The 12,427-nt window shown below is 64.3% G+C and carries 12 protein-coding genes; 4 read left to right on the top strand and 8 right to left on the bottom strand.

What is annotated here, in order from left to right:
* Positions 1 to 28: 28 nt before the first annotated feature.
* From nusA to KQH60_RS06850, 5 genes are all read right to left on the bottom strand, one after another.
* The gene (gene nusA / locus KQH60_RS06870) at positions 29 to 1,504 is read right to left on the bottom strand and encodes a transcription termination factor NusA (protein WP_237575760.1); all 1,476 of its coding nucleotides are present in this window, start codon (positions 1,502 to 1,504) and stop codon (positions 29 to 31) included.
* Positions 1,501 to 1,959: a ribosome maturation factor RimP gene (gene rimP, locus KQH60_RS06865; protein WP_237575759.1), complete on the bottom strand. Its 459-nt coding sequence runs from the start codon at positions 1,957 to 1,959 to the stop codon at positions 1,501 to 1,503. Before rimP ends, nusA begins: the two co-directional genes overlap by 4 nt.
* Positions 1,960 to 2,351: 392 nt before the next feature.
* Positions 2,352 to 3,977 (bottom strand): 23S rRNA pseudouridine(2605) synthase RluB, encoded by a 1,626-nt coding sequence (gene rluB / locus KQH60_RS06860; RefSeq protein WP_237576080.1) that lies wholly within the window; start codon positions 3,975 to 3,977, stop codon positions 2,352 to 2,354.
* 126 nt (positions 3,978 to 4,103) lie between these two features.
* Entirely contained in the window at positions 4,104 to 5,036 is a 933-nt protein-coding gene (scpB, locus tag KQH60_RS06855; protein ID WP_237575758.1) for an SMC-Scp complex subunit ScpB, read from the bottom strand.
* Between the two features lie 289 nt (positions 5,037 to 5,325).
* Complete coding sequence (locus KQH60_RS06850; protein WP_237575757.1) at positions 5,326 to 6,228, bottom strand: LysR family transcriptional regulator; 903 nt, start codon at positions 6,226 to 6,228, stop codon at positions 5,326 to 5,328.
* Between the two features lie 463 nt (positions 6,229 to 6,691).
* Between KQH60_RS06850 and KQH60_RS06845 the strand changes: the two genes are divergently transcribed.
* Positions 6,692 to 7,093 carry a transposase gene (locus tag KQH60_RS06845; RefSeq protein ID WP_237575756.1) on the top strand — a complete coding sequence of 134 codons (402 nt, stop codon included), beginning with the start codon at positions 6,692 to 6,694 and terminating at the stop codon, positions 7,091 to 7,093.
* 418 nt (positions 7,094 to 7,511) lie between these two features.
* On the opposite strand, the gene KQH60_RS06840 is transcribed toward KQH60_RS06845, so the two are convergent.
* Positions 7,512 to 7,826, bottom strand: coding sequence for a hypothetical protein (locus KQH60_RS06840; RefSeq protein ID WP_237575755.1), 315 nt, complete (start codon positions 7,824 to 7,826; stop codon positions 7,512 to 7,514).
* Between the two features lie 207 nt (positions 7,827 to 8,033).
* On the opposite strand from KQH60_RS06840, the gene KQH60_RS06835 reads away from it, so the two are divergent.
* The 3 genes from KQH60_RS06835 to KQH60_RS06825 all read left to right on the top strand — a co-directional run bounded on the left by KQH60_RS06835 (position 8,034) and on the right by KQH60_RS06825 (position 9,645).
* Positions 8,034 to 8,753, top strand: a complete 720-nt coding sequence (locus KQH60_RS06835) for a YdcF family protein (protein WP_237575754.1) — start codon at positions 8,034 to 8,036, stop codon at positions 8,751 to 8,753.
* 213 nt (positions 8,754 to 8,966) lie between these two features.
* The gene (locus KQH60_RS06830; RefSeq protein ID WP_237575753.1) at positions 8,967 to 9,239 is read left to right on the top strand and encodes a hypothetical protein; all 273 of its coding nucleotides are present in this window, start codon (positions 8,967 to 8,969) and stop codon (positions 9,237 to 9,239) included.
* Positions 9,240 to 9,384: 145 nt separating this feature from the next.
* On the top strand, positions 9,385 to 9,645 hold the full coding sequence (locus KQH60_RS06825; protein WP_237575752.1) for a DNA-binding protein: 261 nt from the start codon (positions 9,385 to 9,387) through the stop codon (positions 9,643 to 9,645).
* Positions 9,646 to 10,140: 495 nt separating this feature from the next.
* On the opposite strand, the gene bamC is transcribed toward KQH60_RS06825, so the two are convergent.
* A complete protein-coding gene (bamC, locus tag KQH60_RS06820) occupies positions 10,141 to 11,316 on the bottom strand; it encodes an outer membrane protein assembly factor BamC (RefSeq protein WP_237575751.1) in 1,176 nt (391 codons plus the stop codon).
* A gap of 137 nt (positions 11,317 to 11,453) precedes the next feature.
* Positions 11,454 to 12,341, bottom strand: a complete 888-nt coding sequence (locus tag KQH60_RS06815) for a cytochrome c oxidase assembly protein (protein ID WP_237575750.1) — start codon at positions 12,339 to 12,341, stop codon at positions 11,454 to 11,456.
* Positions 12,342 to 12,427 lie beyond the last annotated feature (86 nt).

Below are 12,427 nucleotides of genomic sequence, written 5' to 3'. Positions count from 1 at the left end.
GCGCCATCATAATCTCGCTTCGCGCCCGTCACTGGAACCAGTGCTCGCGCGCCTTCATGATCAGCGCCTTCGCGGCCTCCTCGTCGATGCCGGTCATCTCGACCAACTCGTCGACGGCCAACTCGGCCAGATCGTCACGCGTGTGTATCTCGTGCTCGGCGAGCTTAGCGAGCAGCTCCCGATCCATCCCATCAAGGCTCTTCAGGTCGAGCGACGCGTTTTCGACCTTTTCCTCATTCGCGATCGCCATCGTCAGCAGCGCATCGCGCGCGCGATTGCGCAACTCGTGCACCGTGTCTTCGTCGAACGCCTCGATCTCGAGCATCTCGTTGAGCGGCACGTACGCGATCTCCTCGAGGCTCGCGAAGCCTTCGTCGATCAGGATGTCGGCGACCTCCTCATCGACGTCCAGCCGCGCCATGAACAGGTCGCGCAGTACCGTGCGCTCTTGCGACTGTTTCTCGGCGGACTCGTCCGGCGTCATGATATTAATCTGCCAGCCGGTCAGCTCGCTGGCGAGCCGCACGTTCTGGCCGCTTCGGCCGATCGCGACAGCCAGTTCGTTTTCGTCGACGACGACATCCATCGCATGCTTCTCCTCGTCAACGACGATCGATTGCACGGCAGCCGGCGCAAGGGCGCCGATCACAAATTGGGCAGGATCTTCCGACCATAGCACGATATCGACGTTCTCGCCACCCAACTCGTTGCGCACTGCCTGCACGCGCGAACCGCGAATGCCGACGCACGTGCCGATCGGGTCGATGCGCTTGTCGTAGGCGACCACCGCGATCTTCGCCCGCACGCCGGGGTCGCGCGCCGCCGACTTGATTTCAAGCAAGCCCTGTTCGATCTCCGGCACCTCGAGTTCGAACAGCTTCATCAGGAATTCGGGCGCGGTGCGCGACAATTCGATCTGCGGCCCCCGCGCCGTGCGGTCGACCCTGGCAATATACGCACGCACGCGATCGCCGATGCGCAGATTCTCTCTCGGGATCAGTTGATCACGGCGTAGCAACGCCTCGACCCGCCCCGATTCGACGACCAGGTTGCCCTTGTCGAGCCGCTTGACCGAGCCGGTCATGATCTTCTCGCCGCGCTCAAGGAAATCATTCAGAATTTGCTCCCGCTCCGCATCGCGCACCTTCTGCAAAATCACTTGCTTGGCCGCTTGCGCGCCGATGCGACCGAACTCGATCGACGGGATCGGCTCTTCGATATAACCGTCCAATTGCGCGTGCGGATCTTGCTCACGTGCCTCGAACAGCAGGATTTCCTGGTCCGGCTGCTGCAAGCCCGCCTCGTCCGGCACGATGCGCCAGCGGCGGAAAGTCTCATGCTCGCCAGACTCGCGGTTGATCGACACGCGTATGTCAACATCCTCGTCGAAGAGCTTCTTTGTGGCGGAAGCGAGCGCGGCCTCGAGCGCGGCGAATACCACATCCTTGTTGACGTTTTTCTCGCGCGCCAGCGCATCCACCAGCATCAACACTTCGCGACTCATTGTTTGCGGCTCCTAAAATCGATTTGCGGAACAAGACGGGCACGGTCTATGTCGGCGAGCGTGAAATCGAGCCTCGCCGGGCCGTCTTTTCCTTCAAATTCCAAACCTATCGTGTCGCCATTGGGCGCGTGCAGGATGCCGCGGAACGATTTTCGGCCGTCCAGCGGCTGCTTCAGCGTCACCATCACCTCGCTGCCGGCGAAACGTTCGAAATCCGCCCGTTTCTTCAGCGGCCGGTCTAGCCCCGGCGACGAAACCTCGAGACGTTCATAGTCGATATTCTCGACGGTCAGCACGTGCTGAAGCTGGCGCGTCACCTTCTCACAATCGTCTATCGCGATGCCCGCCGGCTGGTCGATAAACACGCGCAGCATGCCGCGGCCGGAGCGCTCCAAATCGACGAGCTCGTATCCGAGCCCGGTAACGGTATTTTCAATCAGTTCCGACAATTGCACGTTGTTTGACCTCATGCAGCACGGACCGCGCGCAACGCGCGTACCGGTTTCCTGTTTCGCGGTACCGGGCACGCTCGCGCAACGCGGCGCACGGAAGCGGCAGTACTGCGAAGCAGCGTCATCGGGCTATGTCTACCACGATAACGACGCACTGCGGCAACGGCAAAAAAAAATGGGCGCCAACACGCCCATCTTCCTTTACCGGTGGTCGCGCCTCGAGCCGCACCTTAAATAATAAAACGTGTGCCCAGCGACTGCGAAATTATAGCGTTTTTCGCCGCGACCCGCAATCCACGCGACCTATCGAAACCAAAACGCGACCACGCGGTGGCACGCGCGCGCCCATGGGCACGCGATGCCGCGCGCTCGCAGCGCCTTCGACAGGCGTACGCTTAACGGCTGCGCGGGCGCGCGCGCGGTGCACCGCCCTGCCGCGCGCCGCCTTGGCGCGGCGCCGCCTGCGCGCCGCGAGCGCCGCGCGCATTGCCCTTTTGCACGCGGTTGCCACCCTTGCCGGGTGCTCGATTGCCGTTGTCGTCACGGTTATCACGGTTGCCACCCGTCATATTGCCGTGCCCGTGCGCGGCGGCAAAGCCGGTGTACCCAGGCACCGGCGGCGTGGACGAAGTCCAGTTCGCGCCGCCACGCGCACCGCGACCCAATCGCCGCTGCGGACCCGGCGCATCGTAGCCGATATAGCCGAGCGCCGTCTGCATCGGATCGGGCTGGCGACGCGGCGCCGTCTTGCTGCGCTCCGCCTTGTCCTCGCCCGGCCCTTTCAATCCGACGGCTGACATCAACGCGCGCACCTGATTGTCCTCGAGTTCATCCCAACGGCCACGCTTGAGGCCACGCGGCAACACGATCGGGCCATGACGCGTGCGGATCAACCGGCTGACGGTCAGGCCCACGGCCTCGAACATGCGACGCACCTCGCGGTTGCGGCCTTCCGCAAGCGCCACGTGGTACCAGCGATTGGTGCCCTCGCCACCGCCATCTTGGATACGCAGGAAGCTCGCCGGACCGTCGTCGAGCTCGACGCCGCTTAGCAGTTTTTGCCGCGCACTCTCGGCCAATTCGCCGATGACCCGCACCGCATATTCGCGCTCAACCTGGTAGCGCGGATGCATGAAGCGGTTCGCGAGGTCACCGGACGTGGTGAGTAACAGCAAGCCTTCGGTATTGAAATCCAGCCGACCGACGGCCAGCCATTTCGCCGTCTTCATCGGCGGCAGCTTGTCGAACACCGACGGGCGACCTTCCGGATCCGCGTGGCTGACGATCTCGCCTGCTGGCTTGTGATAAATCAACACGCGCGGCGGCTTGTTGGGCAGCTTGCGCTTGACCGGCTTGCCGTTGATGCGCACCTGGTCGGTTGGCATGATCCGCTGGCCGATGTGCGCCGGCTCGCCATTGACCGACACGCGCCCAGCAATGATCAATTCCTCCATTTCGCGACGCGAGCCCATGCCGGCCTCGGCAAGCACCTTGTGCAGCTTCGGCGCGTCGTCATCGGCCGACAGCGTGCGCTTGCCGGCCGGCGCGCCGCCCTTGCGGCCGCGCCGCAGCATCGGCGCGCGCACACCGCCCGCACCGCTGTTGTCGGCATCGAACGCCGGCGACGTGACGTAGGCGAACACGTCGTCGTCGCGCCCTACGCCTTTCTCGGCACCGCCGGCCGGCGCCGCGCTGGCGTCACGCCTGGCGCGCGGCTCGCGACGAAGTGCATCGGCATCGCGGCGCGCGCCAGGGTCACGCTTGGCGCCCTTGCCCTGACGCTTGTTAGCGGGATCCTTGCGGGGTAGGCGCACCTGCGCGACGAGTTCGCCGTCGGGCGGCGCCTCGGTCACCGCAGCCGGCGGGGCATCGGTCGCCTTCGACTTGGCCACCGCGCGACGGCGAGCAATCAAGCTGCGCGGCCCGCGACGCAAACCGCGCCGTGGCCGCTCTTCGCCGTCGCCGCCTTCCGCGGCCGGCGGCACCGGCAAGGCGCGCTGGCTCGCATCGCGATCGTCCACGGCCGCCACGCGGGCAGGACCGGACTCGAGAGAATCGGGATCGTGGTTCTCGTTCAAAACAACCTCTGAATGTCAGAATGCCGGCACGCGCCATTCGGCTGCGCCGGCGTCGGTGTACGTGTCTCGTCAAACGCCGTGCGATATTGGGTTGCTCGGCGTCTGCTCATCAAACTTCTCGACGTCGCCAGGGGCGGCCGCCGCTGCTGGGTGCGCGAGCCCGTCGTGCTTGCCCCCCCCGTCGGCATGACTGTGCGCTACTGGGTCCTCTTCCGGATCGTGCGCGGGCGGGACCGTGCGCGTCTTGGCCGCATCACGGTGGCCACCCACGGCTGGGACCGGAGACACGGGCTGCGCGATGGTGCGCTGCGCGTCAGCGCTCTCGCCCGTCACAGGCCCCGGCTGGGGCGCCGCCCTCGGATCATCGCCGGCTGCGTCGCGCGCGCCCTGTGCTTCGTCACCGATCACCGCAGCGCGGTTCGGCTCCTCGTGGCCATCGACAAACTCGATAGCGCGCTGCGCCAGTAGATTAGCCTGCCCCTGCTGCGGGCTCGGGTCAGACAGCGGCGGCAACTCGTCCAGCGTGGCCATCCCGAGATCGTCCAGGAACTGCTTGGTCGTTGCGTACAGCGCCGGCCGGCCGGGCACGTCACGATGGCCGATCACCTCGATCCATCCACGGTCCTCCAGCTGCTTGATGACCTGCGTATTGACCGTGACACCGCGAATCTCCTCGATATCGCCACGCGTGACCGGCTGACGATACGCAATGATCGCGAGCGTCTCGAGCACTGCACGCGAATACTTCGGCGGCTTCTCCGGATTAAGCCGATCCAGGAACGCGCGCATTGCCGGACGGCTCTGGAATCGCCATCCCGTGGCCACCGATACCAACTCGACACCCCGATCGCGCCAGTCCGTGCGCAGCTCTTCGAGCAGCGCACGGATCGTATCAGCCGAGAGCGCGTCGGCAAACAGCCGGCGCATGTCGCTGACCCTGAGCGGCTCCTGTGCGCAAATCAAAGCAGTCTCGAGGACGATTTTCGCCTCTTGGGTATTCATTCAGCTGGACCAGACCTGTTTGGCCAATGAACCGGATCAAAAGCGCCTGAACAGCGCGCATGACGAAAGACCGCGCTCGCCCGCTTCTGATCGATCATATTGATGGGAGCACGTCCGGGGGTTGGCAGGATGACCACGGACCACACCGCGCCGGGAAGCCAGAGGAATTCCGTAAGGAACCGCGTGACTGAACATTATAGTACGCAAAAAAACATCATGCGTAAAGATCAGGGCGCGCGTGTGAGGCGCCGTGTGCGGTGCGCCATGCCCTGCGCGCCGCGAGGCCCGCTCATGTCAGGTCCTCGGCCCGGGCGGGCAGCGCGCGCACCAGTTCCCATACCGCCTGGGCAGCCGGCGACAGTGAGCGATCGCGGCGGCGCACGAGTTCCACCGTGCGCTGCGCGCGTGGTACCAACGCACGCGCGACCAGGCCGGAATGGGCCGGCAACGGCAGCGACAGCCACGGCAGCACACTGATGCCCACACCAGCCTCGACCAAACCCAACACCGTCGCCGAGTGCCCCAGCTCCTGCACGACCGGCGAGACAACGCCATGCTCGCGCAGCACCCGGTCGATGATCGGCCGGCTGCCCGACTCCGGGCCGAGCAGCACGAGCGGCTCGCCGGCCAAGGCGCCCCATTGCACTTGCGTGCCGGCAGCCAGCCGGTGGTTGGCCAGGCAGACAACGCAAAATGAATCGGTCATTACCGGCTCGCCAACCAAGTCATTGGCTGCCAGAGCACCGACGATCACGCCAAAGTCCACTTCGCCGGACTTCACCTTGCGCACCACGTCGCTTTGCACATCGTCATGCAGGCCAAGCTGGATATACGGGAATTGTTGTTGGCAATGGGCAACGACACGAGGCATCAGCCGGCACGCAATAGTCGGACTTGCGGCCACGATCACTCGGCCACGCCGCTGCTCGCCGATCTCCCGGATCTCCCGCAGCACTTGATCTAAATCGGACAGCAGCCGCGACACGCCGCCCAACAGGTTGGCGCCCGCGTCCGTTAGGTGTACGTCGCGCGTTGTGCGCTCGACCAGTTTCAATCCCAGTTCGATCTCCAACTCGCGCACGCAGCGGCTGACGGCCGATTGCGTCAAGCCGATTTCATCGCCTGCCCGGCTGAAACTTTGCAGGTGCGCGACTTTGATGAAGACCCGGAGTTGCCTAAGCGTCACATTCATTCATTGAATTCATCAATACGCGCAATGATGCAATCATACGATGGACTGGCGCGTCGCTGCATCGGCCGAGCGTCGCTGCCGCGATGACGGCAGCGACGCGAGCCCTGCTGCGCGACGCGATGTACCACGGTGCACCATCGAACATCGATGCACACCGACGTGACGCGACATGCACGCGATTGGTGATTGTCCCGATTTCTTATCAAGCCATTCCGTATTGAGATACACGACTAAGCGGACATGCATTTCAGTTGCCGTCGCAGCCGGCCGCCCTGGCTGGCGCTGCGGCATCTCCATGCCGGTCCAATGGCACGGTTCCTGCATTTGTCATGCGCACAAGCCTGGCTAACGCAGCGACTCAAGTGACGCCCGCTTCCAGGAGACCGGCGACCCACTGCCAGGGTTAGGATCAAGGTGCGCGGCGTGGGGCAGTGCACCGAGTTTGCTTCGTTGAGGTGAAACGATGATGCTGTTCGACGATTTAAAAGATAACGAATGGGCGCTGGTCGAGGCGCTGTTCCGCGAGGAGCCGGCGCGTGTCGAACGTCGCGGCCGACCGCGTGTCGAGCCGCGTGCCGTGGTCAACGCCGTGCTCTGGGTCTTGTCGACCGGGGAAGGATGGTCCAAGCTGCCCGGTCGTTATCCGTCACCGCCAACCTGTCGCCGGCGCTTCGACGAGTGGCAAGCTGACGGCACGCTAACCGAGCTCGTGCGCCGCCTCGCCGGCACTGGGCGCCCCATCACGTTGCGCGGCCGCATCGGCGCGTCGGCCGTCAAGCCCCCCGTGCCACCGAGCCGCGACCGGCTGCGCGGCGCGTTCTGGACCAATCCCGAGTCATGGCGCGCGCCGGTGAAGATGGCCTGACTTGACTGGCATTCGAAGATCCGCCCTCGTGTCGGGCGGATCGCTTTTACGAGCACGGCGCGCACGCCTGGCCACGGCACGCATGCCTGCTCGGGCCGCGAAGCGGCAGTTTGTTTCAGTACGTTTCACGCCACTGGCCGCCACTCGTGGACCCTCCCGCGCACTGGCCGGCCTGGGGGGCGCTATCGGCACGCCGGCCCGATAGCACTCCCCATTGGCCGGCTGGCACAGGAAACATTCGTTTACTTTTGTGCATTGCGCACGCGCGGGAACCTGCGCGCATCCACCCTGTCCGACACTATGCCATGAGCACAGCGTGGCAATGAGTAACATCCGGTATGTTCCCGTATCCACGCGGATACGGGTTTTTTTGTTACCCTGGCTCCGCGACAGCCGCCCTGCGCGATGCTGTCCACCCTTACGGCTGAGGCTCGGCGTGCGCGAGCAGCGACGCGGCCGAGTCACACGCATAACGAAGCTCGCGCTCAACAGACCACGCAGGCAGGCGCGCACGGCGCTCCAGTCGACCCAACTCCGTCTTGCCCCGGACACTGAGCACCGCAATATCTACGGGCGCGTGATAGCCTGGCACGAGCGGTGAGGGTTGCCGTGCGGTACCGATCAGCCCCTGCTCGCGCAGGAATTCGAACACTCGCGGCCGACGCGGCCACGGCACCTGCCGGTATTGTGCGCGCCGCAGGCCCTCTAGCACGGCCTCGTTCGTATAATCCATCCCGCCCTCCACATTGGCACCGGCCAGGATGGCCGGCGCATTCGACATGTCCGCTTATAATCGTCGTGCCGCGACCGGCTGCACACCGTTACCGACGCCACCGTCACCGGCGCGGTTCGACCCGGCGGACCCTTGACACTCACCGCCCAAATTCGCTCACCTTAAACAGCACGCAGCCGGTCGGGGCGATACCGAAACACGACTTCCATGCTCGTTGCATTCGTTGCGCTCCTCTGGCTCGTCGCCATCGCCGTATCGCGCCGTCACCGCCCTACGACCTGCGTCGCGGCGGCATTGTTCGCCTACCTGTTGTGCACCGGATGGCTCGGCGAACCGGCGCTGCACGCGCTGGAAACCCGTGTGCCAGCCGCGAGCCCCCCACGCTACGCCGGCAACGTCGCGATCGTGCTGCTCGGCGGTGGCACTGAATATGACGATACGCATCGGCTAGTGCCAAAGTTCGACGCGTGGCGACGCATCGACGCGGCAGCCGCGCAATTCGTGTTATGCCGTGCGCAACACGCCCATTGCACGCTGGTGGTAAGCGGCGGCAATCCTCAAAAACACGAGCAAAGCGAAGCGGCCAACTATCAACCGCATCTGGTATCACGCGGGGTGCCGGCGGCCAACATCATGCTCGAGCCCGACAGCTTGAACACGTACGAGAACGCCCGCAACACCGGCGCGATCCTGCGTCGGCACCACTATGACCAAATCGTGCTGATCACGTCAGCGTATCACCTGCCACGCACGCTGCTCGACTTTCACCACTTCGGCCTCGACATCGTGCCGTGCGTCTCTAACCACAGATGGCGACACCCAGGTTGGAGGCCACGCCTGGCCCATGTCGTCAACACTAGCATCGCGTGGCACGAATGGATCGGCCTTGCGCAATTTCATGTCTACCGGCGGATCGGGTGGTTCTGACAGCGCCCAAACCATCCCCGTAGTATGCGCGGAAAAAATAACCGCTGAATGGAATTTATTGTTTCCGTGATGCAACAAGATGTCACGTCGCGGCAAGGTCGTTACAATGTTGCGGCAGATCAACCCATTTGCTAGCTAGAATCCGTGCTCTGCCGGATAATATGGCACTTTCGGTCATGGGCCCGATAACGCTGTCACTCTACGGCGGTAAAGATGAAGAAAGTGTCCCTGGCATTGCTCGTTTCCTTGTTGGCCGCAACGGCGTATGCGCAGACTGATCGCGGCGTGACGATGAGTACCGACCCGGCCAAGGCGGCCGACATCGAGCAGCGCGCCCAGGCGCTGGAAGCTGCCCAATCGGAAGCCCCAGCAGCACCCACGCACGCACCGGCCAAGCATCGCAAGACTGCCAAGCATCATCAGGCCGGACACGCGCGGCAGGCCCCCGAGGCCGGCGCTACCGCGCCGTCGGCAGCAAGCCAGTAACGGCTGCAACCAGCGTGCGGCGCAGCATGCCGAGCGCTGAGGTGCCATCGGGCCGAAGCGTCGCAAGCTTCGGCTTTTTTATGGGTGTCGGTTTCGTGTTACAGTCCCGCGCCCGATGCACGAGCGCAACGACATAGAGGATGGTGTGAGTAATATCGAACTCGAAATCGAATGGACCGAGGCAGCCTCGAAAAAGATCGAGAAGCTGATGCCGCGCACCGCGCGCGGCAACGAGCCGTACATCGCGCTGCCACCGATCGAATGCCTGCCCGTCGAGGGCGACGTGTTGTTTCTGGGCCCGCCGGGCAAACAGCACCCGTTCATTGTCGCGGAGCGGCAGTATCACCACGAGGGCGAAGCGAACTGGACGATCATCCTGATTCTAGACGTCGTCGACGCACACTGACGCGTGTGCCGCCGCCCCGCTCAACGCGGCAAAGCGCCCCTACCTCGCAGCATAAGGCAGGGGCAAAACTCGTCGCCCTACGAGGATAAGCAATGGCGTCATCGGACTCGCGTCGGCACGGGCAAGAGACCGGGCTTGGCGGTTGGCGCGAGCGCGTCGAGTCGCACCCAATCGCGACACGTTGAGTGCGCGCTGCCAGGACCCGGACGATGGCAATCCGCTGGCGCGTCAACTGATGCGCATTCGCTGAATCAGCGGCCAACCTCGGCGGCCACCTACTGAGTAGAAAGAGGAGCTTGCCCGGCAGGGAGCCCATTCGATGAGAATGCGGGGATCGGCATGACAGCGCCAGCCGTTACGACGTGACGTCAAGGCATCGGCGCGGGCTGCAACGCGGCGCGGCGTGCTGTGCACGCCGCCCGTAATGACGGTCCGGTCAGCGCGGGCGATCACAGCGACAAGGCCCGCGCAACCGGTCAATCAGCAGCGACAAGGTCAGCGCAACTGGTCAATCAGCAGCGACAGAATCTGGCACGCCTGCTTCGAATCGTCGACCTGTCCGCTCTCGCCCACAATCGCGACCCTCGTCTGCGTCTCGGTCAGCGCGCGCACATTCACACGGTACTGCTTCGCTGCCTTTTCCCTGCGGCCGTGGAATACTTGGCTCCAAAAGCCCTGTTTGGCCGAGCTTAAGTCGTTCGGATCCACGTAACGAATGAAATACAAGCCACGCGTGCGATCGCGGTCATCGACCGTGAAATTGTTTCGCTCCAACGCCACGCCAACCCGCAGCCACGCGTCGTCGTAAGACTCGGCAAGCGTGATGTCGGTCTGCCCGATCGGCGTCGCGGCGGCCTTGGACGCCTTGCTCGCTGCCTGCGACGCACGAGTCGCCGCGTCGGCGGCCTTGGGCGCGGACGCGGCCACCGGCTCCGCGGCCGTCGACGCACCGCCCTGCTGGTTATGCGCTAACGCTTGCATCAACCGCTTCAAGTACTCGGCTTCCAGCGCCGGATCGTTCGGCCGATCTTCCCACCGGCTTTGCTCATTGTTCGAGCCGAACAACTGCTCATGCAACCCGCGCTGGCTGATGAACACGTACGTTCCACCATTCGGCGCGCTTTCGAGCCGCGTGCGGTACTTGTCGCGCCGGCCGGTCGTATAGCCGGTGCCGAGCGCCTTGGACAACGTATTGCGGATCAGGCCATCCGGCACCTGCGGGTGGGTTTCGTACCAGTCCGTCTCCATGATCCCGCGATCGCGTGCGTCCAGCGACAGCACGAAGCCCTGCTCCTGCCAGAAACGCCGCACCTGGGGCCACACTTGCACGGGCGCCTGCTTGTCGATCACCAGCCAGCGCTGCGTGCCCTCGCGCTGGATATGCATGCCCGGCACCGGCGGCAGCACCGCGTCGCCCATCGACGCGGGCGCCGACTGCTGCACCTGCTGCAATCCGGACAGCGATGCCGAGCCACCGTGAGGCGGCAGCGAACGCTGATCAGCGATCTCGTGGGTCATGTCCGGGGGCACGGCCAGCGACGATCCCTTCGCCCGCGTGGCACGCTTATAGTCGATCGCCTGTGGATTGGGCGAAATGCAGGCCGCCACGCCGCCGGCAATGCTGAGGCCAGCAACAAGGCGCGAAATGAGACGGGTTTGAATCAGTTTCATGAAATCCTTTCTGCATGTGCCCGGGCCAATGCCCGGCAATCAACCGGCCATTGTACCGATCTCTTTTCGCACGGTGCAAAAATGACGCCGAGCCGTGCCGCCAGCTCGACGCGTCAGTGGTGCGCAGCGACCCCGCGCTACGAGCGAGCGGCCCGCGATGGAGAAGCCACGACAACGCCCACCGGCGTGGCAGCCCGCGCGCGCCGTGCGGGGGGGCGACGTGGTGGCAGCATAGACAGGCGCATCATGTGCCGCAGCGCCATCAAGCCGCCGATCGTTTCGATGATGGCCGCGGGCACCCACATGATGAGCCCGCCCAGGCTTTGATCCAGCGCCGGCGACAGGTCCATGGCGCGACCGCACAACGTGAAGATCGGGTACAGGTCGCGCGAGGAGAACGTGATGATCGCGCCGGCCAGGATCTGCGGCGTCATTGTGATCACCGGCGACAATACCCGCACGCCCGGCTTCACCCGACTGGGAGGGCTCGGGCGATGATCTAGCAGCATCCACCAATACAGCAGACCACTGATCGTCACCGACCAGTTCATGAACAAATAGATGCGCCAGTCGAGCATCGAAATGAACTGCACGGACGGAATGAGCCAGAAGAGCACCGAAATCACAAACGCCAACGAGATGAACGTTGGGTTGAGCAGCACGGCACCGGCCATACGCGACGCACGCCGCCGGGCCAGCCGGTGCAGCATGCCGCGCCAGCGCAGCGGCATGCCGGCACGCATCACGCTGCCCGGATAGGCGGACATGACCAGCAGCGGCGCCAAATGATGCAGCACCAAGTGCTGGAGCCGGTGGACGAAGAATTGATGCTCGGCGTAATAGTCCACTCGCGTGTGCAGCGCGACATACAACAGCACGAATCCCGTCCAGAACGCTGCCTGGCGCGCGATGCTCACGCGTTGGCGCAGCGTGCCGCGCGCGAACAGCATGGCGGCCGCAACAAAGATGAACACCAGCCCGAACGAGGGCTCCCACGGTTCCAGGAAACGAAGCAACGAGGACATGATAGGCGGAACGATGTGGCGCACGCCAGCGGCGCCGGCCGGTAAAAAGCGGCACCATCTTAACAGTAAAGCGAACCACGGCCGGC

The sequence above is a fragment of the Mycetohabitans sp. B8 genome (assembly GCF_021991875.1).
Classification (GTDB): domain Bacteria; phylum Pseudomonadota; class Gammaproteobacteria; order Burkholderiales; family Burkholderiaceae; genus Mycetohabitans.
The sequence above is the reverse complement of the archived record's forward strand: the minus strand, read 5'-3'. Positions and strand labels throughout refer to the sequence as shown.